The organism is Mesorhizobium sp. USDA 4413 (genome assembly GCF_056280365.1).
This window is the reverse complement of record NZ_JBVPRP010000001.1, coordinates 3,646,993-3,671,416: the sequence shown is the minus strand read 5'-3', so window position 1 is coordinate 3,671,416 and position 24,424 is coordinate 3,646,993. Positions and strand designations below refer to the sequence as shown.

Annotated in this window: 19 protein-coding genes; 6 read left to right on the top strand and 13 right to left on the bottom strand. The window is 65.7% G+C overall.

The genetic code is table 11. The features are described from left to right. Nucleotides 1–162 precede the first annotated feature (162 nt). From xth to ACVMIM_RS17725, 9 genes are all read right to left on the bottom strand, one after another. A complete protein-coding gene (gene xth / locus ACVMIM_RS17765) occupies nt 163–936 on the bottom strand; it encodes an exodeoxyribonuclease III (RefSeq protein ID WP_041001383.1) in 774 nt (257 codons plus the stop codon). 15 nt (nt 937–951) lie between these two features. Then, on the bottom strand, nt 952–1,587 hold the full coding sequence (locus ACVMIM_RS17760) for an alpha/beta hydrolase family protein (protein ID WP_476113568.1): 636 nt from the start codon (nt 1,585–1,587) through the stop codon (nt 952–954). Between the two features lie 192 nt (nt 1,588–1,779). Next, nucleotides 1,780–2,886, bottom strand: a complete 1,107-nt coding sequence (locus tag ACVMIM_RS17755) for a tetratricopeptide repeat protein (RefSeq protein ID WP_476113566.1) — start codon at nt 2,884–2,886, stop codon at nt 1,780–1,782. Between the two features lie 11 nt (nt 2,887–2,897). Continuing rightward, complete coding sequence (gene ku / locus ACVMIM_RS17750) at nt 2,898–3,806, bottom strand: non-homologous end joining protein Ku (RefSeq protein WP_041001386.1); 909 nt, start codon at nt 3,804–3,806, stop codon at nt 2,898–2,900. Between the two features lie 314 nt (nt 3,807–4,120). Further along, nucleotides 4,121–6,619, bottom strand: coding sequence for a DNA ligase D (gene ligD, locus ACVMIM_RS17745; RefSeq protein WP_476113563.1), 2,499 nt, complete (start codon nt 6,617–6,619; stop codon nt 4,121–4,123). A 154-nt stretch (nt 6,620–6,773) separates the two neighbouring features. Beyond that, nucleotides 6,774–6,998, bottom strand: coding sequence for a hypothetical protein (locus tag ACVMIM_RS17740; protein ID WP_041001388.1), 225 nt, complete (start codon nt 6,996–6,998; stop codon nt 6,774–6,776). Between the two features lie 94 nt (nt 6,999–7,092). Further along, nucleotides 7,093–8,313, bottom strand: coding sequence for a GNAT family N-acetyltransferase (locus tag ACVMIM_RS17735; RefSeq protein WP_476113562.1), 1,221 nt, complete (start codon nt 8,311–8,313; stop codon nt 7,093–7,095). A gap of 9 nt (nt 8,314–8,322) precedes the next feature. Continuing rightward, a complete protein-coding gene (locus ACVMIM_RS17730; RefSeq protein WP_476113561.1) occupies nt 8,323–9,630 on the bottom strand; it encodes a polysaccharide biosynthesis protein in 1,308 nt (435 codons plus the stop codon). Next, entirely contained in the window at nt 9,627–10,811 is a 1,185-nt protein-coding gene (locus ACVMIM_RS17725; RefSeq protein WP_476117280.1) for a glycosyltransferase family 4 protein, read from the bottom strand. Before ACVMIM_RS17725 ends, ACVMIM_RS17730 begins: the two co-directional genes overlap by 4 nt. 354 nt (nt 10,812–11,165) lie before the next feature. Here ACVMIM_RS17725 and ACVMIM_RS17720 point away from each other — a divergent pair, with 354 nt between their 5' ends. Together ACVMIM_RS17720 and ACVMIM_RS17715 are read left to right on the top strand one after the other, a co-directional pair. Continuing rightward, complete coding sequence (locus tag ACVMIM_RS17720) at nt 11,166–12,353, top strand: DUF1972 domain-containing protein (RefSeq protein ID WP_476113559.1); 1,188 nt, start codon at nt 11,166–11,168, stop codon at nt 12,351–12,353. A gap of 11 nt (nt 12,354–12,364) precedes the next feature. Further along, a complete protein-coding gene (locus tag ACVMIM_RS17715; RefSeq protein ID WP_476117278.1) occupies nt 12,365–13,636 on the top strand; it encodes a glycoside hydrolase family 5 protein in 1,272 nt (423 codons plus the stop codon). 121 nt (nt 13,637–13,757) lie between these two features. Here ACVMIM_RS17715 and ACVMIM_RS17710 read toward each other — a convergent pair whose 3' ends face one another. Both ACVMIM_RS17710 and ACVMIM_RS17705 read right to left on the bottom strand, forming a co-directional pair. Next, entirely contained in the window at nt 13,758–15,077 is a 1,320-nt protein-coding gene (locus ACVMIM_RS17710; protein ID WP_476113558.1) for a VpsF family polysaccharide biosynthesis protein, read from the bottom strand. 1 nt (nt 15,078) lies between these two features. Next, nucleotides 15,079–17,184, bottom strand: coding sequence for a GumC family protein (locus tag ACVMIM_RS17705; RefSeq protein ID WP_476113557.1), 2,106 nt, complete (start codon nt 17,182–17,184; stop codon nt 15,079–15,081). A 246-nt stretch (nt 17,185–17,430) separates the two neighbouring features. Here ACVMIM_RS17705 and ACVMIM_RS17700 point away from each other — a divergent pair, with 246 nt between their 5' ends. From ACVMIM_RS17700 to ACVMIM_RS17685, 4 genes are all read left to right on the top strand, one after another. Further along, on the top strand, nt 17,431–18,963 hold the full coding sequence (locus ACVMIM_RS17700; protein ID WP_476113555.1) for a glucosamine inositolphosphorylceramide transferase family protein: 1,533 nt from the start codon (nt 17,431–17,433) through the stop codon (nt 18,961–18,963). Next, nucleotides 18,960–20,237 carry an FAD-dependent oxidoreductase gene (locus tag ACVMIM_RS17695; protein WP_476113553.1) on the top strand — a complete coding sequence of 426 codons (1,278 nt, stop codon included), beginning with the start codon at nt 18,960–18,962 and terminating at the stop codon, nt 20,235–20,237. The genes ACVMIM_RS17700 and ACVMIM_RS17695 overlap by 4 nt, the downstream gene beginning before the upstream one ends. A gap of 267 nt (nt 20,238–20,504) precedes the next feature. Further along, a complete protein-coding gene (locus ACVMIM_RS17690; protein WP_476113552.1) occupies nt 20,505–21,713 on the top strand; it encodes an FAD-dependent oxidoreductase in 1,209 nt (402 codons plus the stop codon). Between the two features lie 150 nt (nt 21,714–21,863). Continuing rightward, nucleotides 21,864–22,361 (top strand): GNAT family N-acetyltransferase, encoded by a 498-nt coding sequence (locus ACVMIM_RS17685; RefSeq protein WP_476113551.1) that lies wholly within the window; start codon nt 21,864–21,866, stop codon nt 22,359–22,361. A 64-nt stretch (nt 22,362–22,425) separates the two neighbouring features. Here the strand turns inward: ACVMIM_RS17685 and ACVMIM_RS17680 are convergent, their stop codons facing one another. Together ACVMIM_RS17680 and ACVMIM_RS17675 are read right to left on the bottom strand one after the other, a co-directional pair. Beyond that, the gene (locus tag ACVMIM_RS17680) at nt 22,426–23,163 is read right to left on the bottom strand and encodes an ABC transporter ATP-binding protein (protein WP_476113549.1); all 738 of its coding nucleotides are present in this window, start codon (nt 23,161–23,163) and stop codon (nt 22,426–22,428) included. Then, on the bottom strand, nt 23,156–24,310 hold the full coding sequence (locus ACVMIM_RS17675; RefSeq protein ID WP_476113547.1) for a hypothetical protein: 1,155 nt from the start codon (nt 24,308–24,310) through the stop codon (nt 23,156–23,158). Before ACVMIM_RS17675 ends, ACVMIM_RS17680 begins: the two co-directional genes overlap by 8 nt. Nucleotides 24,311–24,424: the final 114 nt, after the last annotated feature.

The window sequence follows — 24,424 nt, the reverse complement described above, 5'->3', positions numbered from 1 at the left end:
GGTATCAGCCATGGCGGGGAAGCGATGGGCGGGTACAAATGACCGAAACCAACAGCATAAGATTTAATCCCCTCAATTTCCTAGCAGACTAGCGTCGAGCGTTGCCGCCGCAAGTTATGTTCGCGGAAGCTATCTCGAAGAGATGCTGGCGTTTCTGTTTTCTCACTCCAACTTCACCCAGACCGGCGCGTGATCGCTGGGATTTTCCCCTCCCCGCACCTCGCGGTCGATGCCCGCCCCTTTCAGCTTTCGAGCGAGCTTCCTCGACAGCAATATGTGGTCGAGCCGCAAGCCGGCGTCGCGCGGCCAGCGGTTCCGGCGGTAATCCCAGAAAGTGTAGAGCCGCTCCTCCTTGGGAAAGACCTTGCGCAGCGCGTCGGTCCAGCCCTGGTCGATCAGCGCGGCGAAGGCGGCGCGGCTTTCAGGTTGCACCAGCGCATTGTCGTCGTAGGAGCGGGTGGCGTAGATGTCACGCGGCTCGGGCACGATGTTGAAATCGCCGGCGAGCACCACCGGCAGACCGGTGTCGAGAAGCTGCCCGGCATGCGCCGCGAACCGCTCGTGCCAAGCGAGCTTGTAGGCGAATTTCGGCCCCGGCTGCGGGTTGCCGTTCGGTGCATAGAGGCAGGCGATGACGACGCCGTCGACCGCGGCCTCGATGTAACGGGCCTGGCGGTCGGTGTCGTCGCCGGGCAGCGCGTCGCGCGTCAGCACCGGTTCGGCGCCGCGCGCCAGGATGGCGACGCCGTTCCAGGTCGGCTCGCCCTTCCACACCGCGCCATAGCCTGCCTTTGCAAGCCTAGTCAGCGGGAATTGGGTGTCGCGGGATTTCAACTCCTGCAGGCAGACGACATCGGGTTTGGCCTTGGCCAGCCAGGCCAGAAGGTTTTCCAGCCGGCTGTTGATGTTATTGATGTTGAAGGTGGCGATCTTCATTTGTCGGCTCGCGCTTCATGGCGCCAGCTTGGCCTTCACGGTCTCCGCCACCGTCTTCAAATGGTCCGCGGTCGAAAACCCCGAGATCGCCTTGCGCGGTTTCAGGTCATGGTCGCCGTCCTCCAGCCAGATCACCTCGATCGCGTCGGAAAGCCCGTAGGTCGAGACTTCGTCCTTGGTGCCGAACTCGTCGCGCGTGCCTTGGAAGATCAGCGTCGGCGTCTTCAGGTCAGCGAGATGCTTTGTCCTCAACTGCTCGGGCTTGCCCGGCGGGTGGAACGGATAGCCGAGGCAGACCAGGCCGGCGATCTCGCCTTTGGCAAACATCTCGTCGGCGACCATCGAGGCGACGCGCCCGCCCATCGACTTGCCGCCAATGATGAGCTTGCCGGTCACGCCCTTGGCGAGCAGATCGGCGATTGCCTTGATGTATTCCGGGTTCACCGTCTCGGCGCGCGGCGGCGGCTTGCGATGGCCGAAGCGACGCGCCGCCATGTAGTGGAACTCGAAACGGGCGACCTGGAAGCCGGCGGCTGCAAGCGCCTTGGCGGTGGCGATCATGGAAGGCGAATCCATCGACGCGCCGGCGCCGTGCGCGAGAAGGATGGTGACGGGGGCGGTGTCGTCGCCGTCGAAGAGGAAGTGGGTCATGGAGGGGTCTCGCTTGCGAGGCCGTGTTCCGTCACACCCCCCTCGGCCCTACCGGGCATCTCCCCCGCAAGGGGGGAGATTGAGCGCTCCTCAGCTTTCGCCAATCTCTGACGTTGTAAGAATAAGCTGGGCGCGCGAGCTGCCAATCTCCTCCCTTGCGGGGGAGATGGGCGGCAGGCCAGAGGGGGGTGCTCAAGCGCGAACATCTCGCTCACCTGCCATATGCAAATCCACGAACTGTATGCCCTTCTGCGCAGTCCGCGCCCATTCGGAGTCCGCGTCGAGCTCCAGATAGCGCACCCACAGCCGGCGGGCTTCCATCAGATTGCCGGCGTCAAACTCCAGCCGCGCTAGGTTGAACACCGGGTCGGCATAGGTCTTGTCCAGCGCCATCGCCTTCTGCAAATGCCTGCGCGCCGAAGCCATCTTGCCCTCGTCGCTCATCAGGCCGGCGAGATTGAACCAGGCTTCGACGAAGCCCGGATCGAGTTTTATGGCACAGGCATAGTCGTGCGCGGCCTCCGCCACGCGGCCAGCGCCGCGCAGGCAATTGGCGCGGTTGAAGGCGGCGATCGCGTCCTTCGGGTCGATCGTCAGGCAGCGCTGGTAGAGGGCCGCCGCATCGTCATGACGCCCCTCCTCTTCCGCCATCTCGGCTTCGGCGAAGAGCTCCTCCAGTGTGTCGTCCTCGGGTGAACCGAGGTCGAACAAAAGCTGGCCGTCGAGCTCGCTCCTGCCTTCGTCGAGATAGATCGCATCCGGGCGGCCATGCTGTGAGCCGAGATTGAGCGACTTGGCGGTAAGCGAGGCGACCGGGCCAGAGCGGTGCACGGAGCGCGCGATCGCGCCCCAGGTGGCGCCGCTGGCGATCAGCCCAGCATATTTCCTCGCCAGGATCAGGTCGCGGAAGGAATAGGGTTCGCCGTCATGCTCGAAGGCATCGAACAGTGACAGCATGTCGAGATCGGCGCCGTCGAGCCGCGATTGGTCGATCAGCGACTGCCTGGAGAGCGACGAGGCGTCGGGCGCCTTCATCAAGCCGAGCAGGCGCAGGAAGCCGTTCTCGCTGAGCAGGGCAAGGCCGGCCTCGCGCTCCGCTTTCGCACGGCGCTCGATCTCCGCATCGCCCGATTTCGCCACCTTGGCCAGAAGCGTGCGACCGAACACGACGTGGGAGGTGCGGCGGGTGACGCCGCGCCTCAGCTCCGCATGGCGGCGCTCGACCTCGCGGGCAGCTAGGCGCAACGGAAAGGCGGCCAGCGCGCCGATGACGCCGAAGACGGCGCCGGGAACGATCACTGGCCCTCCCGTCACTTCTTGCTCTTGCCGACAGCCTTCAACAGGTTCGCCTTCAGCGGGTTCTCAGGCGCGCCGGCCGCAGCCGCCTTCTTGGCCGGCTTCGCCGGCGCTTCCTCGGCCTTGCTCTTCGACTTGGCCGGGGGCTTCGCCTGCTGCGATAGGCTCGCCTTCAGCGCATCCATCAGGTTGATGACATTGCCGCGCTCGGGCGCGGCCGCGATGATCGGCTTGTGGCCTTTCAGCTTCTCGCGGATCATCGCCATCAGCGCCACCTCATAGCGATCTTCATAATTCTTCGGATCGAAGTGCGTTTCCTTCTGCTTGATCAGCGCCAGCGCAAGCTCCAGCATTTCCGGATCCGGCTTGCCGGCCGGGATGTTGCCGAAATATTCAGCTGTGCCGCGTACTTCGTTGGGATTCCTCAAGGTGCAAACGAACATGCCGTTTTCGCGCGCGCCGATCGTCACCACGCGCTCGCGGCTGGACAGCACCAGGCGGGCAATCGCGAGCTTGCCGGACTTGCGCATGGCTTCGCGCAGCACCGCGAAGGTCTCCTCCGCCATGGCGCCATCCGGCGCGAGGTAATAGGGAGCGTCCTGGTAGATCACGTCCACCTCGGCCTCGTCGACGAAGGCCTCGATGTTCATCGTGTGGTTGGATTCGATCCTGACCGCATCGAGGTCGGCGTCGTCGATGATGATGTACTGCTTATCCTCATATTCGTAACCGCGCACGAGGTCCGAACGCTCGACGAGGCCGAGCTCGGGATCGACCGGCTTCATGTTGATGCGGTTGTGGGTCTTCTTATGCAGCTGGTTGAACGAGATGCGCTCGCTCGCGCTGGTGGCCGGGTAAAGCCGGACCGGACAGCTGACGAGGCTGAGCTTGAGGTAACCTTTCCAACTTGCCCTGGGCGCCATGACGAACTCCTACGCGGCCATGCACTGACACTATGTTGGAGCATGGTCTTGTCCAAAACCGGTTCCCAGTTTGGGCCCATGCTCTTTGCAGCGCTTCGTCCGTAGGACGAGCAGCGCCGTGGAAATCCTACACCGACCCCCGATGATAGACGCGAAATCCTAGCGAAGTGTTTTCCGGGCGGCGTTGGCGCGGAGGATAGTTCAAATTGTAGCAAGCGTCGATGGAGAGGGATTGAGACGCTGGCGATTGGCCGAAAGCCTTGATGCTTCGTCATTCTAGGGCGGAGCAAGGAGCGAAGCGACGCGCGCAGACCCTAGAATGACGAAAAACGGGAAGGCAGATCCCTCGCCGCCTCATCGATCTCCGCCCAGGGGTCGCCCGAGGTCTCCAGCAATCCCGGCAGCGAAGCGTAGTTCAGGTCCTCCGGCGCATCGATCGTCTCCAGGTCGGTCCAGCTCACCGGGGTCGAGGCCGGCAGATTAGTGCGGGCGCGCAGCGAATAGGGCGCGGCTGACGTGTGGCCGCGGGCGTTGCGGTGAAAGTCGATGAAGATGCGCTTCTTGCGGTTTTCCCTGCCCATCGTCGTGGTGAAGGTGTCGGGCGCGCTTGCCGCCAGCAAGGTCGAAATCGCACTCGAGGCCTGATGCAGTTTCTTCCAGTTCTGCTTTCTGGTCACCGGCACGGTGATGTGGATGCCCTTGCCGCCCGAGGTCTTCGCGAATGGCACCAACCCGAGGCTCTCCAGCCCGGTCTTGATGTGCACGGCCGCCTCCACCACTTCACGCCACGAAATCCCCTCGCCGGGGTCGAGGTCGAAGACGATCTGGTCGGGTTTGTCGAGTTTTGTTCGGTGCGTTCCCCAGGTGTGGAACTCAACGACGCCGAACTGCGCCAGCGCCAGATAGCCCTTGGCGTCCTCGACCGAGAGATAGGTCTTGGTCTCGCCTTCCGAATTGGTGCTGTCGAACACCGCCACCGAGGGCGGCATGCCGGTGAAGGCGTGGCGCTGGAAGAAGCAGTCCTGCGGCCGCCCGGTCGGGCAGCGCACCAGCGACACCGGCCGGCCGATGATATGCGGCAGCATGAAATCGCCGACCAGCGCGTAATAGACCGCGATGTCCAGTTTTGTGGGCCCGGTCTTGCCGAACAGCCGGCGCTCCGGATTGGTGACCCAGATGGTGGCGAGATCGGATTCCGCGATCAGCCGCTTGCGCTTGACCGGCACCGGCGTCGTCAGCCCGCCGACATCGCGCAAGCCGCGAAAGACGCCGTGGCGGATCGCATTGTCGGCGGTGCGGTTCGAATAGCGCACGCGCGCCGACAGCAGCGGCTTCACCCAATGCATCTCGCGCATGATCTCGCTCGGCACGCCCTCGGGCGGGCTGGCGCCGGCGGTCAGCCGCTCCAGCCGGGCGAGCAGATCCCGCGCCATGTCGCTGTCGAAGCCGGTGCCGACCTTGCCGCGATATTGCAGCTCGCCATTTTCGAACTCGGCCATGCCGAGCGCCGCAAGCCCTTCCGCCTTGTCGGACACCGTATAGCCGGCGATGATGAAATCGTCCGTCTTCTGCGACTTCACCTTGGTCCAGCTCTTGGTGCGGCCGCTGATGTAGATGGCGTCGGCGCGCTTGGAGACGACACCTTCCAGCCCAAGCTCGGACGCCTGATCGTACAGACCCTGCCCGTCGCCCTCGACATGGTCGCTGTACTGGATGGCCGAATTGGCGGCCTGGCCGGCGAGCAGTTCGGCAAGCAGCGCTTTGCGCTTGTTGAGCGGCGCCTTGCGCAGGTCCCAGCCGTCGAGATGAAGCAGATCGAAGGCGTAGAAATGCAGCTTCGAGCCCGCGCCTTCGGCCAGCGCGTCCTGCAGCAGCGCGAAGCGCGAAATGCCCTTGTCGTCGAGAACTATGATCTCGCCGTCGATGATCGCCTGGGCAACCGGCAGGCGTGAAAAGGCCTGCGGAAGATCGCCATAGCGCTTGGTCCAGTCGATGCCGCCGCGGGTGATCAGCCGCACCTCGCCGTCCACCACATGCGCCATGGTGCGGTAGCCGTCGAACTTTATCTCGTGCAGCCAGAGCTCCGGCGTTTTCCGTGAGGGGTGTTCGCCGCCCGGCGGCTCCGCTACCTGGGTGGCCAGTTGCGGCTCGATGCGGGCGGGCGGATCGCCCTTTACCGCGCCGGGCAGCGCACCGGGCTTCAGCGAGCCACGCTTTGGCGGCAGGCGTTCCGCCTTCTTTGGCGGCGCCACCAGTTCCTCGATGCGGCGGCCGGACTTCACGCTTTCAGGCCGTGCCTCGAGGATGTCGAGCTTGGTGTCGGAAGCGAGATCGCGCTCCTTGAAGAGCAGCCAGTTCTTCTTGTTCTCGTCCTCGCCGGGCTTGGGCTTCAGCCGGGTGAGCATCCAGCCGCCATTGAGTTTTTGGCCGGCCAGCCGGAACTTGAAGGCGCCGGTCCTGAGGCTCTTCTCGACATCCTCCATCGGCGCCCAGGTGCCGGTATCCCAGACGATCATCGGCCCGCCGCCATATTCGCCAGCGGGGATGACGCCCTCGAAGTCGATATATTCGATCGGATGGTCCTCGGTCTCGACGGCGAGGCGCTTGTCGGCGGGATTGAGCGAGGGCCCGCGCGGGACGGCCCAGCTTTTGAGCACGCCGTCGACTTCGAGGCGCAGATCATAATGGTCGGCGGTGGCGTGGTGCTTATGCACGACGAAGCGGTTGCCACCTTCACCGGCAAAGCCGCCGGCAGGCTCCGGGGTGCGGGAGAATTGGCGCTTGGCCCGGTAGGATTTGAGGTTGGCGGACATGGGTCAGACCGCTGCAGCGGCAAGCTCACCTTGCCGACGTCGCGTTCCGTCACACCCCCCTCTGTCCCGCCGGACAGTCCGGCAGGACAGAGGGGGGTGCTGTCCCGCCAGCATTTCGGATTTTCCTAAATCGCGGCGGAGCAAGGCACCAAGATCAATCGTCAATCGCCGGCGTCAATTCCAGCTCCGCAGGTGTCAGCCCTTGCTTAAGTTGCGAGAGCCGGAATTCGTCGACCCAATATGCCTCGCCATCGACCAGCACCCGGGCGCTGTAGGAGCCGCCGGAAAAGCGCTGCGCGGTGACATAGACCTTGTGGCGCTCGAGCGCGGTCTTCACCGCGGCGCGGCGGGACTTTTCTCTGGCGACGGGACTGGCCATGGCCTCACTCGAACACGCTGCCGCCAAAGATGCGGCTGCCCGTAAGCATGGCGGAGAGCGGAATGTGAGTCAATTTGCTGGCCAAAGCCGCCGCTCAGCTACCCGACCGAAGCCGCCGCCAGCGCTGCATGAGTTCCTGCGCGACCTTGAACAGGCGTGGATTGTCACGCACGAAAGCGACGCCCCGGCCGCGGTATTTGATGGCCTCGCTGGCGGCCACGCCCTTCAGCGTGATGCCGAAGCAAAGCTCGGACAGAACCGACTTCACCGCGCCCATATGCTCTTTGTAGCTCTGGTTGCCGACCGACAGGTCGAAATAGTTGAAGCCCGCGCCGCGCCCCCATCTGATCAGCTCGCCCATGATGCAAAGTCCAGGCGAAACATTGGGCACCGCGGCCTGGTCGATCGCGATCAGCAGCGCGTGCAAGGTACCGAGATGGGCTGCCAGATACTGGACCGCGACCGTCACGTCGCCGGCGCGCAGGCCGAAGATCCGCACCGAACCGTCGGCAAGACCGCGCTGCGCGGCCTTGCGGTAGAAATCGACGACCGCTGGCTGCGCCAGCAGATCGAACCGGCCGAGCTCGCGGAAGCGGCTGAGCCGCATGTCGACCAGCTTGCCGAAGATCGAATCGACAAGGGCCGGCGTGTCGGCTTCCACCAGCGCCAAGCCGCCATTGCGATCGAGCCGGCGGAGATCCTTGTTGAGCGCCTTGACGAAGGATGGGCGGCAAATGCGCTTGACGACGGTTTCGGCATCGCCGTCCATGGCGATCCCGTAATGCGAGTGGATTGAATCGCGCGCCTGCGACAGCAGCGCCAGCGGATTGTCGACACCGCCGACCTGCTTAGGGATGCCGGCGATGTGGATGCGGTCAGCCCGCGGCAGCACGTTAAGCACTGCCGCCCACGCGGCCTCGGCGGATTGCTGGGTCCAAGGGGACGCGTCGGCCAGCAGCGGCGCTGCATAGTCGCACACGCCGCAGCTCAGCCATTCGATTACCCGATGGCCGAATGCAGGCCGCCGCATCAGCGGCAAAAGCATCCTCGGTTCGCCCGTGGCGACATCCCGCACCTCCACGATGGCGAGATCGGCATTCTCCGGCACAAGCCCTTCGACGATCCCTTCGGCCCAGGCGAAATGCTGGTGGCCGGTGCACACGCCCGCCGCTTCGAGACGCAGCCAGAGCGGCTTGACCGTTTCGAGACTGGTGTGCAGTTGCGCCACGTAAGCGGCGCCGGCGGCATGCGGCGCAGCCTCGCCGTCGGCCAAGCCCGTCGTCATCACGGCCATCGGCATTGCCTGGCTTGCCACATCGTTCTCCTATCGTCTCTGCACGGCGAGCGTCGCCGCGCGGCGCCAGGCGCCGACCATCGTGGGGCGCTGCTCGCTCGGGTGCTTGAGGTTCCACATGCGGTTGGCCGCGAAATACCATGAGGCCGCGAGCACGAAGACTTCGGACACCGCGGCGCCGGCCAGCGACCATGTCGGCGGCGCGACGGCCAACAGGATGCCGATCGTCGCGAGCCCGACAATCGCGCCGGCCATGGTGATGAAGGCGACGATGCGGAAATCGCCGACGATCTCGAGGACCACGCGCGGCATGACATAGCCCATGATCGGCACGAAGTTGGCGATGGCGAAAATTCCGATCAGGCTGACCGAGGCATGCTGCAGGGCCTGAGATCTGATCATCGGCAGGACGAACAGGACGCCGCAGCCATAGGCCAGGCTGCCGAGGACCATGACGAGAGCCCAGATCTTGGCCTGCGTCCATACGCGGTCGAACTCTTTGTTGCGCACCAGCTTCGCAAGTTCCGGCTGCGTCATGTTCGAGAAGGCAAGGCTGGAAATGCGCAGCGGCGCAAACAGCACTAGCACCGCCGCCAGCGGCGCGTAAGCAGCCGGTCCGGCGATACCTGCGACCAGAAGCGCCAGGGATTGCCCCTGGATATTGGTCGTGGTGGCGCTGAACCCCGACCAGCAGAGCTGCGGCCAAAGCCTTGCATAGCGCCGCCAGGTCGGCGCGCGGAAGGAGATGCGCAGCCTGCGGCGCGCCAATCTCACCAGCACGGCGATGCCGACGACATTGGCCGCGGCAAGCGCATAGAAAGTGGCCTGGAGCGCATCGGTGGAGAACCAGATCGCCGTCCCCGCGAGGGTTATGCCCGCGATCGTGAACGCGGCGTCGCTGATGGAGACCACGAGTTGCATGCGGCGCGCGAAGAATGCCGTGCGCATATGGCTGCGCACCGACCAGGCACAGACGAAGCAGGCGGCGCCGATACCGTTCGGATCGCCCAGGACGCGCATGAGCAATCCCGTGCCCAGCCCCATCAGCAGCGCCACCACCAGCGCCGCCGATCCGAAGGTAACGTCATGGGCGTCGACGCCGGCGCTGTTGGTGCTCTTGCTCATCCATATGGTGGCGGGAACGGCGGTAAGCGAGCGGATGTAGGACAGGCCGACGCCACCCATCACCATGGCTAGCGCGAAGAGGCCGTAGCCTTCGGCCGACAGAAGATGCAGCAGCGCGATGTTGAGGGCGAAATGGAAGCCGCTCTGCATCGCCTCGCCGCCGATCATCAGCATGAGGCGCCGCACCAGATGGGCCGGGAAGGTGAACTTCACGGGCTCGTCTCCGCCTCGCGGGCAATGTGCGCCCGCCCCTGCCGCGGCGTTACCGCCTTCAGCTTGTCGGCCACGATCGCCACGATCGCGGCAGCGGCGATATGTTCGCTGAACATCGTCTCGTAGCGCGCCCGGCCGGCGGCTGCGAAGCCGCGCCAGACGTTCGGCCGCAGGATGATCTCCGTGAGCTTGCCGGCAAGGGCGGCGGCGTTGCCGGGCGGCACATGCCAGCCGGTCTCGCCGTCCGCCACGACTTCCACCAGCCCGCCGATCGCCGACACCAGCGGCGGCCGCCCCCATCCCATCGCCTCGATGGCGACGCGACCGAGCGATTCCGGGCGGCGCGACGGCACCGCTACGATATCGGCCCAGCGATAGTGATCGGCGGGGTCGGAGACGAAAGGCAGCACCTCGACATGCCCGGTCAGGCCCATGCGCCCGACCAACTCGGCCAATGCCTTTTCGCGCTCGACGCTTTCGAAGGCGCCGCCCACCAGGCGGACCTCGACACGGTTGCGCAACGCGGCGGGAAGCGAGGCGACCGCTTCGAGCAGCACCTCCTGCCCCTTGATGCGGTTGACGCGGCCAAGCAGCAGGACCTTGAGGGACCGCTTGCCGTCATAAGTCATCGGCAGGGCGACCGCCGGTCCGGCAACGCCGTTATAGACGACATGCGTGCGCCGTCCCTTGGCATCGACGGTCGGCGGGTCGCCGAAGGTGGCGCGCGTGGCGCGCGAATTGAAGATCAGATCGGCCTTGCTCCAGCGCATCAAGGCGACAAGCACCTTGCGCAGGATGCCCTCGGGAATCTCGTGGATATGCAGCAGCGCCTTGCGCGGCAAGAGGCGCGCGGCCAGCGCATAATCGGCAATGATCGAGGTGTTGATATAGGTCAGGTCACTGCTCCGCATGCGCCGCCAGGCGCGCCAGAGCGCCGCCGGCAGCCGCGCCATCTCGACGGTGGCGAGCCTGAGCATCGCCTGGCGCCTCAGCACCCAAAGCGGTTCGAACACGATATGGCTGGCATGCGGTTTGAGGATATCGACAATCGGTCCCTCGCGCGGCAGCACGACCTCGATCTCGGCGGCCGGAAACGCGGCGCGCAGCGCAGCTACGCTCTCCGCGAAGCTGCGGTCCGAACCGTAGAGCTCATAGCCCTGATGAACGCAGGCAATGCGCATCACTCTCTTTACACCTTGCACCCCGAGTCCGCTCAGCAACGGACCTTCAAGCGCGGAAGAAACTTCATGCCGAATCCGCACGCCGCTCTAGCCAGCGGTGGCAACCGCAGGCCCGGTAGCAAGGATCATGCCGGGTTCCTGAAGGCCCTGCTGCGACCCGGAACCCCAGTCGTGCCCCGTATCGGTACAGATACGTCGCGAAAGTTGACCGATAATGAAGCAAGCCATGCTTTCTGAAGAGAAATTTTACACCTTCATGCGAGTATTCGCCCTGGGGGTACCCTGGCACAGAAGTTGCTGGGCGTGTCATTGACGTAACAACAACCATGACCGGACCTCGGGGAATCCTTTATTTTGAAACCGGAACGACCTTCCAACCTGATCGAACAGCCTTCGATCCTGATCCTGGGGACGCGCGGCATTCCGGCTTCTCACGGCGGCTTCGAGACTTTCGCCGAGCGGCTGGCGCTTTTCCTGGCCGGACGCGGCTGGAAGGTCGGCGTCTACTGCCAAAAGGAGGTCGAGCGCGTCGGCCAAAGGGTGACGAGCGAGACCTGGCGCGGCATCGAGCTCATCACCATCGAGGTCGCCTCCAAGGGTCCGCGCGCAACGCTGGAATTCGATTGGCAATGCGTGCTCGACGCCGCCAGGCGGCCGGGCGTATGCCTTGTGCTGGGCTATAATGGCGCGGTGTTCCTGACCTGGCTCCGGCTCATGCGGCGCAGGATCATCACCAACATGGACGGGATCGAGTGGCGGCGGCCGAAATGGGGACCGGCGGCGCGCAGCTGGTTCTGGCTCAACGAATGGATCGGCGCCTGGCTTTCGCACAGGCTCGTGGCTGACCACCCGGCGATCGCCGATCACCTGGCGACCAGGCGGCCGCGCAGCGCCATCGCCACGATTGCTTACGGCGCGGACCCGGTGACCTCGGCGCCGGAGGAACCCATTCGCGCGCTCGGGCTCGAGCCCGGCAGATACCTGGTCTCGATCGCGCGGATCGAACCCGACAACAACATCCTGCCGATCATCGAAGCCTTCCGCCGCCGCGATCGCGGCGACATGAAGCTGGTGGTGCTCGGCACGCTCAACGACGAGATCCCCTATCATCGCGCGGTGCGCGAAGCGGCAGGTTCGGTGGTGATGCTGCCGGGCGCGATCTACGACCAGGCGGTGGTAAAGGCTCTGCGCTACCATGCGCGCGCCTATATGCACGGCCACACGGTGGGCGGCACCAACCCCTCGCTGGTCGAGGCGCTGGCCGCAGGCAACATGGTGATCGCGCATGACAACCGCTACAACCGCTGGGTCGCCGGCGATGCGGCGATCTATTTCAGCGACACCGACAGCCTGAGCCAACGGATCGATGACGCACTGGCTGACGACGCATTGGTAGCGCGCTGCAGCCAGGCGGCGCGGGCACGCGCCCGCGAGGCTTTCCGCTGGGAAGACGTGCTTAGCGCCTATGAAAAGGAAGCGCAGCGGCAGCTCGGTGTTGCCACCGCCGCGCCTGCGCAAGCCGACCGCGCCAAGCACGCATGACCGGCCCACGCATGACCGGTTGGTCGCGCCGGCGGATCCTCGGCGCGGCGCTGGTCGCGGCAACAGCACCACTGGCGGCTACGGCTCCACCGCTCGTATCTCGAGCTCGAGCCGCCGGCGAATGGCCTTTCAGGCGCGGCGTCAACACCTGGCCATGGTTTGCCCTGACGCGCGAATTTCCCGCGCCCCGCACCGACTATGACTGGCCGCCCTTCCAATCGCAGCGGCCCGTGCCGACGCCGGCCGACCTTGTCCGACTGCGCGCCAGCGGGCTCGATTTCATTCGCCTGCCTGTCGATCCGGGGCCGTTCCTTGCCGCCGACGCGGGCCAGCGCGCCGAGCTGATGGACATGCTCGACGCAGCCGTCGATGCGGCTCTCGCTGCCGATCTGGGCGTCATCGTCAACGTCCAGGCCAATGGCGCCACGCATTATTGGAATCCCGATCGCATGTATTCCAGCACCGCGGCGCCGGAATTCGAAACCTATCGGGCCCTGGTGAGTGAAATCGCCGGGAGGCTGCAGACAAAGACGTCCGGCATGGTGGCGCTGGAGCCTGTCAACGAGCCGCCGCAGGACTGTTCTTCCGAGGCATGGCGGGCCGTGCAGGCCTCGCTGCTGACGGCCGCCAGGGTTTTGGGGCCGAGCGTGCCGCTCGTCGTCACCGGTGGCTGCGGCTCCATGGTGCGCGGCTTGACGGCGCTCGATCCCGCGCCTTTGGCGGATTTCGAGCCGATCCTGTTCACCTTCCACTTCTACGAGCCCTATCTGTTCAGCCATCAGGGCGCCCCATGGATGCGAGAGCCGGTATACCGCGCGCTGAACAACGTGCCGTGGCCGGCCTCAGCCGGGACGCTGGAAAGAACACTGGCCTCGGTCAGGGCAAGGATGGCGCAGGATTCCGAGAGGTCCGACGAGGAGAAGAAAACCGCCTACGAAGAAACCGAAAAGGTGCTCAAAGTCTATTTCGATGCGCAACCCGATCGCCGCTTCATCGATCGCTATCTCAAGCAGGTGAGTGACTGGGCGCAGACCCATGGCATCGCGCGCGAGCGCATCATCATGGGCGAGTTCGGCGCGTTGCGCACCGATGCTCGCTACACCGCAGCACCCAATCCCGACCGGGCCCGCTACATCGCCGATGTCCGGCAAAGCGCCGAGGCCGTCGGCTTTCCCTGGGCGTTCTGGGACCTGTTCGACGGCATGGGCATGATGGACGACACCACGCGCGTGTTCGATCCAGCGATGGTCGAGGCGCTCGGGCTGAGGATGCCGCGCGCTTGATTTGTTGAATCGCCAAGTCGCGCTAAGGGTTTGGTTTCCATCTGGCGGCGGCTGCTTAGCGGGAATCGCTGCGATCCTTCGCGCCCCTTTTTCCTGCAGGACAGAGGGGCGCCGTAGAGCGCTACGCCCGTGTGCTTTGACGCACCATCGTCCTCACCGGCCGGTAAAGCGCCAGCGCGATCACCACGAATTTGGTCATCAGCGTCGTCTTGGAGGCGATGCTCTCGGAGGTGTTGAGCAGGATGAGCCAGCCCAGCATCGGCAGCCAGATGCCCGGATGGCAGCGGCGCGCGACCTCGTGCATGAACAGCGCGAAGCCGAAGAAGATCAGGAGCGTGAAGAATGCGCCCTGGTAGAGCGTCAGGCGCAGGATCGGATTCTCGATGCCCTGCTCCAGGCCGCTGATGCGGCGCATGCTGTCGAGCAGGTCGACATCGGGCCCAACGATCAGGTCGCGCAGTTCCAGATGCTTGAAAAGATCGAACATCTCGACCCGGGCATTGGCGCTGCCGCTGTCGGAGACGAACCGTTCGAGCAGCGCGTCGAAGAAGCCGTAATAACCGGCAAGCGCGATCGCCAGCGGCAGCAGCGCGGCGAGCATGATCACCAAGGCCGCGCCCAGAAGGTTGACGCGCCCGGTCCTGAGCTGCGCCAGACCCTGGATGAGCAGATAGACGCCGCCGAGCAGAACCGTCAGCACCATGCCAGAGCGGCCGCCGAAGGCGACCAGTGCGCAAAACTGCAGGCCGACGAGCGCCAGCCTGAGGAGCGTCGGCAAGGCGCGCGAGCCCGACAGCAGCGACAGCACATAGATCGAGGTGACCGTGGCGTTGGAGAGCGGGTGCCCCTGCAGCGCCGTCGAGCGCAGATCGTTGACGAACACCGCGCCGTCGAACCTGTAGGGGAACACCAGATGCTTGGTGCCGAACTCGAACAGCGCCAGCAGCGCATTCGCGGTCATGACGACATGGATGACGAGCTGCAGCCAAGCAAAGGTCTTCTCGTCGTCCTCGCTGAGCAGCAGCACGGCCAGCGCCGGGGCGACAAACGTGTCGATCATGCCGGCCATGCCGGGGCGCTGCCTGATGATGACGACGAAGAGAAGCACCGTCGAGATCACTGCCATCAGCATCGTCGCCGGCCGCTTGTTGGTGACATGGACGACATAGCCGACTGGATTGCCGAAGGTGCAGGAGCGCCAGACGAACACCAGAACGAAGAGATAGGTGGACGGGTGGATCTTGCTCAGCGGACTGCCCTGCAGGCCGTCGTAGTTGTAGCCGGCCAGCCAGAGCATGCCGCCGGAGACGGAAAACAGGAGCAGCACTGCGACAGTGATGCCGAGGCGGGTCAGCGTGTCTACCGGGACAGTGCGCGGGCCCGCCATGCCGTAGCCCGGAGCCGGGACAGCCCGGGCCGGGCCAGCCAGGATCGAGGCCATGTCAGGCCGCCTCGTCGACCAGCATGGCGCCGGTCGGCAGCCGCCCCATGACGGAGACCGCTTCGGAGGTCGAGGCGACGTCGCGCATCGGCGTCGCATTCAGCCTGGCGACGAGCAGTATCTCGTCGGCCATGGCGACCAGCGGCAGGACATTGAGGTCGTCGGCCAGCGCGCCGCCGTCGACGACGACGAGCTCGAAATTGCGGTTGGCCTCGGCCAGCATGCGATGGGCAAAATAGAGCGCCTGCGCTTCCTGGAACACCGCCGTCGGCCGGCCCCGTCCGACAAGCGCCACGGGGCTGCCGGGCGCGTAGCGGCTGACCGCGTCGAGCGCATATTCGCCCCGCAGCACGTCGAGCACGCCGGGCTGCGGGTCCTTCTGGCCCTTGCCGGCATTGATGTCGATGAACAGCACGCGACGGCCCCTGGCGGCCGCGGCGTTGGCGAGCTGCCATGCAACCCTCGAGCGCTGCGCCTTGTCCTCAGGCGGCGACGCCACCAGGATCGAGGGCACCAGCGGCCAATCGGCCGGGCGCCTGGTGGCGGCGGCGATGCGCTGCAGCGCAAGGCCCGCCACGGCGTCGGTCTTCTGGGCCGCGGCGCCTGAGCGGCCCCAGCGGCGGCGCGGCGCCTTGCCCGGCAACACGCCCAGAACCGGCGCCTCGATGGCCGACTGCATCTGATTGGCGGAAAGCACGGTCGGCGAAATATATTCGGCAATCAGCGCCATGCCGATGCCCAGCGCCAGTCCGCCGAAAATGGCGCCGAAGACAAGCAGCCCCTTCGGCGGCCAGCTCTTCTTCAGCGCAGGCATGGCATATGAGATGATGCGGGCATTGGTGCTGTTGACGTTGGTCTGCTCGCGCGTTTCCTGGGCGCGCTGCAGGTAGTTGGCATAGACGGTGCGCACGGCGTCGAGGTCGCGCTGCAGCTCGCGCAGCCTGACCGATGCCTGGTCGGTGTCGAGCGACTTGCCCTTCAGCGACGCCACCTTGGCCTCCAGTTCCTTCTGGTTGGCCAAGGCGCGCTGGTAGTCCGTCTCCGCTGCGGTGACGAGGCGGCCGAGTTCGCGCGAAATCAGCTTGCGCAGATCGCTCAGTTGCTGCTGCGCCGAGATCATCGAAGGGTGGCGCGGCCCGAGCGCGGTGCCGAACTGCGAGATCTGATCGACGAGCGTTGCCTCCTGCGCCCTGAGGCTGGCGATCACCGGCGAGCGCATCGCCTCCGATGTCGCATCCGGCGCGCTGCCCTGACGGCGCAATTGGTCGACTTGCGCCTTGAGCTGCGCGGTGCGGGTCTGGGCGGCAGTCAGCTGGGTGTTGAGGTCGGTCAATTCCTGGTCGCTGACCAGGTTGCCGGCGGCCATCACCATGTTGTGCTCGGCCTTGTAGGCCTCGACGGCATTGGCGGCCTGCTCGACGCGCTTGCGCTGGTCCTCCAGCCGGGCGCTGATCGCGTCGGATGCGTCGGCGGCGGCCTTCGACCGCGCTTCCGCCTGGTCGTCGAGATAGGCCTGCGCAATGGCGTTGGCGAGCTCGGCCGCCAGATCGGCGCTCTTGGCGGTGATGATGATATTGAGGACCAGCACCTTGTCATCGCGCTTCACCGCCAGGCGACGGCGCAGCGAATCGAGCGTCTGCGCCGTCCTGTCGCCGTCGTCGGAGCCGAACAGCATGCCGAGCCATCGGCCGAGCCCGCCCTGCCCGTTGAAGTCCGGGTTCTCGGTCAGGTTGGTGGCCTTGATAGCACGCAGCAGGACGCCGTTCGACTGCGCCACGCTCACCTGGCTTTCGACCTGGGTGATACCGCCATCGGGCGAAATGCGGCTTGGATTGACGTCGTTGTTGATGACTTGGAGGTCCTGCGGATCGATGATGATCTGCGCCGTCGAGGAATAGAGCGCCGGCGTCAGCATGGCATAGACAAGCGTCACGGCGGTGAGCAGCGCGGTGACGGCAAGGATCAGGAAGCGGCGCCGCAGCAGGATGCGGCCGAGATCGCCAAGCTCGACCGTGGCTTGCGCAGGCGCGTGCGCGTAATAGGCCGGCGCCGGCGCAATCGCCTCCGGAGCGTTCTGCTGAGGCACCATAAGCAGGGGTGGTTGCAAAGGTCGCTCCGACAACGCTCCATCGGCCGGCAAAGATGAGAATGCGGCGTTGACCTAGCTATTCCCGGCAACGATTAAAACACTGTTAATTATGTTCATAAATTGATGCCGCGCTGGCACGAAGTTTGCACCTAAACAGTGGAATTTGAGTGCAGCCTAAATTGGAGACATCGCGCGCATGCGGCGGAAGCTTGACCTGGCCAGCCGGGCCGCCGACACCCGATATGAGTCGCCCGGGGATCGGTCATGCGTTTGACGCTGCGCCTCAACGGCGATTGCGTGCGCGCTTTCCATGTGGCGCTGGCCGAACGGCTGTCGCGGCTGCCCCGCGTGGAGCTTGCCGTGGACGCCAGTCCGGCGCCTGGCGGCGTGCCGCGCAGTGCCGAAGCGCTGTTCCAGCTTGAAACGCTCATCCATCGCCTGCCCGCCAATGGGACGGCAAAGCGTGTGCCAGTTTCGACACTGACCAGCCATGCGAGACCATCCGCGCCGGCCGATCTCACGATCGATCTCGTCGGCGATGTCGAGCCGCAGGGCCGGCGGGTCTGGCGCCTTGCCTATGACGGCGTCTGCGGCGAAGAGGCCCTGCTGGCGCTCATCCTTGCCGGCCGCACGCCGCTCGTCCGTCTGGAACAGCACGGCGCGACGGTCTCCGAAGGACGGCTCGGCACCGAATATCACGGTATCGCGCTGGCTTCCTTCCAGGACATGCTGGCGCGCACCGCCAGCCTAATCGTCGCGGCGGTCGGCGGCGCCGCGCGCTCGTCGCTTCCGGTGCTGCCCGAACCGCCATCCGAGGCGCCGGCCCCGGCCATGCCGTCGGCCACGAAGCTCGGTGTGCGGGCGGCCAAGGCAACGGTCCGCCGCATCGTCCAGCAGATATACCATCTGTGCTACAACGCCCCGCATTGGCGGGTTGGCTGGCGCGAGACCGGAGGCAAGGACCTCTACGAGCTGCGCGCCCATCCGCAATCGGGCTGGCGCGACCTGCCCGACGACGGCAGCCGCTTCTACGCAGATCCGTTCCCGGTACTCTATCGCGGCCAGGTGACGCTGTTCGTCGAGGACTACATCCATCGCACCGGTAAGGCGATCCTGTCGGCGGTGGCCTTCGGGCCGGACGGACCGATCAGCCGGCCGAAGCCGGTGCTGGAGCTGCCCTATCACCTCTCCTATCCCTTCGTGTTCGAGCGCGACGGCGAGATGTGGATGGTGCCGGAAAGCTCCGCCAACCGGACGGTCGACCTGTACCGCGCCACCGCGTTCCCGGGCGGCTGGGTCAAGGAAGCGACGCTCCTGGCGGATATCGCCGCCAGCGACGCCACGCTCGTCGAGCATGGCGGGCGCTGGTGGATGTTCGCCACCGTGCGCGATGGCGGCGGCGCCTTCTCGGATCAGCTGCATCTGTGGTCGGCGCCGGACTTCCGCGGGCCGTGGACGCCGCATCCGAAGAATCCGCTGCTGATCGACATCGCGTCGGCGCGGCCGGCGGGCCGCATGGTCAGCCGCGGCGGCCAGCTTTTGCGCCCGGTGCAGGACTGCCGCAGGAGCTACGGCGCCGCGCTTGGCATCGCGCGCGTCACACAGCTTGACGACAGCGGCTTCGAGCAGGTCGTCGAAACGATCCTCAACCCCGGCGCAGGCTGGGCCGGCCGCAAGCTGCACACGCTCAACGAGGCGGGCGGACTGGAATTCTTAGATGGTTCGGCAATGGCGCCCCGCTGGAAGCAGACCCAGCGGCGTGACGCTATGCCCGCCGACCATGGAGACAAGACATGAGCATCGCAGAAGATCGCGAAACGCCTGCCGTGCCGGCCAGCCGCACCGAAGTCGAAGTGGCGATCGTCGGTGCGGGCCTCGCCGGAACCGTTCTGGCGATAACGCTCGCCAATGCGGGCCGCAAAATAGCGCTGGTCGATCCGCATCGCATCCACCACAACGAATTCCGGGCCGAGAAAACCCGCGCGGAGCAGATGGGGCTGTTCGAGAAGCTCGGGCTCGGCCCGATTTTCAGGTCGCTCGTCACGCCGATGACCGATTTGCATGTCTTCCGCTTCGGCCAGTTGTTCGAGCGCAAGCAGGCCTGGGAATACGCGTTTTCCTACACGCCGCTGGTCAACGGCCTGCGCGCGGCGCTGCCGCCGCAAGCGCCGCTGACGGTGGGCAAGGTCGCCGAGGTCTCGACCGGACCGGACCGGCAGCGCCTGGTGCTCACCGACGGCTCCGTCATCGAGGCCCGGCTCTTGGTGGTGGCCACCGGCTACAGCGAGGCTGTGCGGCGCGCCATCGGCGTCGAGCGCATCGAGGAATCGAAGGCGCATTCGCTGTCGATGGGATTCGATTTCGCGATCTCGCCGCAGGAATTCGGCCTGCAGTCCCTCACCTTCTACGCAAGGAGGGTCGTCGATCGCATTGCCTTTCTTACCATCTTCCGGATCGGCGAGCGGATGCGGGCCAACATGTTCGTCTACCGGACCGTCGCCGATCCGTGGGTGCGGGCGTTCCGCGAAAACCCGCAAAAAATCCTGCTCGAGCTGATGCCGGAGATTGCCGCGCGATGCGGCAACTTCGCGATCGCCAGCGAGGTGGACGTGAGGCAGGTCAGCCTGACGACGACGCAGGGGCACCGCCGGGACGGCGTCGTCTTCATCGGCGATGCGTTCGCCACGACCTGCCCGGCGCAAGGCGACGGCATCCACCGGGTGCTAACCGATGTCGATCGCCTCAGCTCGACGCACATTCCCGCCTGGCTCGCAACGCCCGGCATGGCGGCCGACAAGATCTGCGCCTTCTATGACGATCCGATCAAGATCGCCGCCGACGAAAGAGCCATGCGCGCCAGCATATATGCCAGGCGGATTACCACCGAGACCGGGCTGGAGTGGCGCCTACGCCGCCTGCGCAACAACACCGCGCGTCATTTGATGATCTTTGCCCGCCGGTTCCGCGAGGCGGGAAAGCGGAGTGACGCCGGGGGCGCAACAGGAGTTGCTTTCGACCACACCGACAAGGCAGGTCAGGAATTGCCCGCCGGGCCGGGCCTCGGAACATAATCGTGAGTGAGCTTACGAATCCGTAAGTCGTGATTCCCGGCGAAGCCGGTTTAGATCGCCTTGAGCAGTGTCTCCTGCTCGGCGGGACAGCACTCCCGTCGCATCAATGGCCCGCTGCCGCCTCTATCGGTTCGGCAGCGGGCTATCGAGTGGCGGCTCTCACAAGCGGATTAACCTAATTTTTCATTGCTACCCGGCTCGCGCCTGGGTTGCTTGAGATTGTTCCTACCACCCGGGATATTCATAGCGTAAGCTATGGAGCACAAGATGAACACCGCGCAGGGCCACGAAACACCTGCTTTCCAGGCTGGTTCGGCCGAAGTCGACGTGGCGATCGTTGGCGCCGGGCTGGCGGGCACGAGCCTGGCCGCGGTGCTGGGGAAGGCCGGCCGCAAGGTGGTGCTGATTGATCCGCATCTGGTCCATCACGAGGAGTTTCGCGCAGAGAAGATCGGCATGCACGAGATGCAGGCATTCGAGAAGCTTGGCCTCGGGCCTGCTGTCAGGCCTTTGGTCACGCCGGTGACCGGCACCCATGTCTTCCGCCTCGGCCAGCTTTTCGAGCGCGAACGGAAATGGGAATTCGGCTTCTCCTACGGCGCGCTGGTCAATGGGATGAGGCAAGCCCTGCCGGCCGAAGTTCCGCTGACCGTGGGCAAGGTTGCCGAGGTCTCGACCGGGCCGGACCGGCAGCGCCTGGTTCTTGCCGGCGGCGCCGTGATAGAAGCCCGCCTGCTGGTGGTGGCGACCGGTTACAGCGAGGCTGTGCGGCGCGCCATCGGCATGGAGCGCGTCGAGGAATCGAAGGCGCATTCGATGTCGATCGGGTTCGACCTTGCGATCACGCCGCGGGAATGCCCCTATCCGGCGATCATCTGCTACGCCAGGAACCCGGCGCATCGGATTGCTTATCTCAGCGTCTTCCCGATCCACAACCGCATGCGGGCAAACCTCTTCCTCTACCGCACCGTGGCGGAAGAGTGGACGCGAGCGTTCCGCGAAAATCCGCAAGCGGTGCTTTGCGAGGTCATGCCGGAGGTGGCCGCGCAATGCGGAAATTTCGCCGTCGCCGGCCCGGTCGAGGTGAGACAGGTCAGCCTGACGACGACCAGGGCGCATCGCCGCGCCGGCGTCGTGGCCATCGGCGATGCGTTCTGGACGACATGCCCGACGCCGGGCGTCGGCATCAACCGCGTGGTAACCGATGTCGACCGACTTGTTTCGACCTATATTCCCGCCTGGCTCTCGACGCCAGGCATGGGCGCCGAAAAGATCTGCGCCTTCTACGACGACCCGGTGAAGGTCGCGACCGACACAGCCGGCATGCGTTCCAGCATCTACGCCAAGCGCATCACCACCGAGACGGGACTCGAATGGCGGCTGCGCCGCTTGCGCAACAACACCGCCCGCCAGCTGATGATCCTCGGCCGCAAGATAAGCCGCCGCAAAGAGCTGCCCACGCCGAGCGCGGCCTGAGGAAACGCCCTGCGAAGTCCCCCTCTCCGGCCGCTTCGCAGCCACCTCTCTCCCCGCCTCTGGCGGGCGAGGACGCAGGTCTGTGAGCGCCGAGATTGGCTATATCGGTCGCGTCGCCCTATTTTCGAGATTCCAACGAGGGTGACGACCATGACCCGCATCCGGGCGATGACGAGGAACGACCTTGCCGACGTGTCACGGCTGCTCGGCCAATCCTGGCGGCGGACCTATGCACCGATCATGGGCGACGAGACGGTGGCCAGGCTCTCCGACGAAAGGCACGCGCCGGAACGGCTCGCGGCCGAGCTCGACGACGAGGACAAGATGTCCTTCGTCGCCGAACGCGCCGACGGCTCGATCGCCGGCTATGCCATGGCGGCGATGGACGAGAAAGGCGAGGTGATGCTGGAGCGGCTGCATATCGAGCCGCAGGCTTTCGGCAGCGGCCTCGCGGTCGACCTTCTGCATGCGGTGCTTGCCGCCCATGCCGGCGTTCCGAGCATCGCGCTGGAGGTGATCGAGGGCAACGACCGCGCGATCGCCTTCTATCGCAAGCACGGCTTCGAGGTGGTCGAACGTCGGGAAGCGGCCCATGGCGTCGGCGGCCACGCCTCGCTGATCATGCGCCGCCTGCTGCCGATGGCATAGGGCTTTGTTTTTGCCGCAATTCCAGGCGGAAAACCGCTCACACCTTTCCTGGAATTGCTCTAGATCAGGCGGCTGCCCGAATGCGCAACGCCTGCATGACGCTTTCCTCAAACGCCCCAGCTGTCCGGCCTGCTTCGGCCAATTGGGCCGCATCCCAGCTCCGGCTCAGGTTCCCCTCGGCCATCAGCACCGCGCGGTTGCAGAGCACCGGGACGGCCTCGACCACATGGGTCGAGATGATGGCGGCGTGCCGCCCGTTCGCGCAGAGCGCGGTGATGACGCGCTTCACCTCCCAGGCGGCGACCGGATCGAGGCCGTTCAACGTCTCGTCGAAGATCAGAAGCGGCGGCCGGCCGAGAAGCGCTGCGACGATCGCGGCCTTGGCTCGCGTGCCGAGCGAATATTCGGCGATCGGGCAGTCGATCCAGCGCCCGAGCTCGAGCCGCTCCAGGAGATCGCCGCTCGGCAGCTCGTCCGGCGCGCAGCCACGGATCGAGGCGACGAGCTCGATATACTGGCGTCCCGAAAGCGACGCCGGCAGTTCGTGCGGCTCGATGGCGAGGCCGAAGCCGGCCTTGGCGCGCTCCGGCGCGGCGGCGAGGTCGATTCCGTCTATCGCCACGCTGCCGCCGATCAAGGGGATTTGGCCGGTGATCGCCCTGATCAGCGTCGACTTGCCCGAACCGTTGGCGCCGAGCAGGCCGAGGATGTCGCCCCGGCGGAGCGAAAGATCGATGCCGCGAACGACAATGCGTCCGCGATAGCCAGCGCTGAGTTCTTCGATGCTGAGGACTTCAGCCATTGCGATACCTTTGTCGGGTTCGATGCCACAAGAAGAACACAAGCGCTGCCAGACCAATGAGGACGGTGCGGCCATATTCCAGCGTCTCATAGCTGGCATAGGCAAGCGCGCCGGCAAAGCTCAGCATGGCGACGAAGGGCGCGTTGAGGAAATAGGCGCCGAACACCGCATAGGCGCCGTTCAGCACCAGCAGCCAGAGCCCGCTCGCGACCGGCACCGACCAGGCCGACGGCTCTGCCGCGAGTGCCGCGCCGGCCGGCAGCAGGAAGAAGGCGAGCGACAGCTGCAGCGGCAATCGCACCAGCCGCAGCCATACGCGAACAAAGCCGATGGGCGCCGTGCGCAGCACCGGCGAGCCGAGCGGCTGGCAGCGCAGGCTGAGCATGAAAACAAGAATGCCGCCCGCCAGGCCAGCGACCGCCGCCGGCGCGGCCGAGCGGCCGGCCAGGCTGGCCCAAGCGCCGAGGATGGCCGCGAGCGCGAGCAGCAGGCCAGCGGCAGCCAGCTTCCATGACGGCCGTATATGGCCGGCCGGTAGCTTCCAGGCCCAGCTGGTTAACCAGCGCGGCCGCGCACGGTCGAGGCAGCGCAGCCAGGGCCTTCCGACCGGAGCCACCTCCCTTGCCGCCTCATCAAGGAGAAGGCGTGGCCGCCGCCGCAGGCGCCATAGGGCTGCTGTGCCGAAGCCGAGGGCAAACAAGATCGCCGCGCTCAAGCCCCAGGTCGGCGCCAGCGGCTTTCCAATGACGGCGCAGGCGAAGCCGACCGAAAGAGCAACCAGCAGCACAAGCGGTCCGGCAAGCACGAGGGTCGCCTCGCCGGCCAGTCGGCGGCGCCGTCCAGCAGCGAGCGGCAGCGCCTTGAGGAAGGGCGCGAAGGCGCGCCGCAGGCAGAGCCCCGAGACCGCGTTTCCGGCGAGCGCTCCGAGCACCGCCAAGACCAATGGCAGCGCAAGCATCCACAGAAGCTGGTCGTTCCGCAGTTTCGGCGCTGCGGCATGCAGCGCGACCACGAGATCGGCGATCGCATAGGCCAGAAGGCCACCGCCGCCGAGCGCAATCCAGGCGAGGTCGCGGCGCCGCATCGCGCGCAAGCCGGCGACCAGCTCACGCCAGAGCAATATCAGGACAAGCCTGTCGTGCCGCATCGATCCGTCATCATGGTTCCGACACCGAAATAAGTCATGGCAATTGTGCCGTGAGTTAGGCGACAACCGTTCTGACGCAAGCCAGAAAGGAGATCATCCGTCCAGATTTGCGCA

Excerpts from the sequence above, each read along its gene's own strand:
- xth (WP_041001383.1), bottom strand. The coding sequence starts at position 936 with ATGAAGATCGCCACCTTCAACATCAATAACATCAACAGCCGGCTGGAA.
- ACVMIM_RS17760 (WP_476113568.1), bottom strand. The coding sequence starts at position 1,587 with ATGACCCACTTCCTCTTCGACGGCGACGACACCGCCCCCGTCACCATC.
- ku (WP_041001386.1), bottom strand. The coding sequence starts at position 3,806 with ATGGCGCCCAGGGCAAGTTGGAAAGGTTACCTCAAGCTCAGCCTCGTC.
- ligD (WP_476113563.1), bottom strand. The coding sequence starts at position 6,619 with ATGTCCGCCAACCTCAAATCCTACCGGGCCAAGCGCCAATTCTCCCGC.
- ACVMIM_RS17740 (WP_041001388.1), bottom strand. The coding sequence starts at position 6,998 with ATGGCCAGTCCCGTCGCCAGAGAAAAGTCCCGCCGCGCCGCGGTGAAG.
- ACVMIM_RS17725 (WP_476117280.1), bottom strand. The coding sequence starts at position 10,811 with ATGCGCATTGCCTGCGTTCATCAGGGCTATGAGCTCTACGGTTCGGAC.
- ACVMIM_RS17715 (WP_476117278.1), top strand. The coding sequence starts at position 12,365 with ATGACCGGTTGGTCGCGCCGGCGGATCCTCGGCGCGGCGCTGGTCGCG.
- ACVMIM_RS17710 (WP_476113558.1), bottom strand. The coding sequence starts at position 15,077 with ATGGCCTCGATCCTGGCTGGCCCGGCCCGGGCTGTCCCGGCTCCGGGC.
- ACVMIM_RS17700 (WP_476113555.1), top strand. The coding sequence starts at position 17,431 with ATGCGTTTGACGCTGCGCCTCAACGGCGATTGCGTGCGCGCTTTCCAT.
- ACVMIM_RS17695 (WP_476113553.1), top strand. The coding sequence starts at position 18,960 with ATGAGCATCGCAGAAGATCGCGAAACGCCTGCCGTGCCGGCCAGCCGC.
- ACVMIM_RS17690 (WP_476113552.1), top strand. The coding sequence starts at position 20,505 with ATGAACACCGCGCAGGGCCACGAAACACCTGCTTTCCAGGCTGGTTCG.
- ACVMIM_RS17685 (WP_476113551.1), top strand. The coding sequence starts at position 21,864 with ATGACCCGCATCCGGGCGATGACGAGGAACGACCTTGCCGACGTGTCA.
- ACVMIM_RS17680 (WP_476113549.1), bottom strand. The coding sequence starts at position 23,163 with ATGGCTGAAGTCCTCAGCATCGAAGAACTCAGCGCTGGCTATCGCGGA.
- ACVMIM_RS17675 (WP_476113547.1), bottom strand. The coding sequence starts at position 24,310 with ATGCGGCACGACAGGCTTGTCCTGATATTGCTCTGGCGTGAGCTGGTC.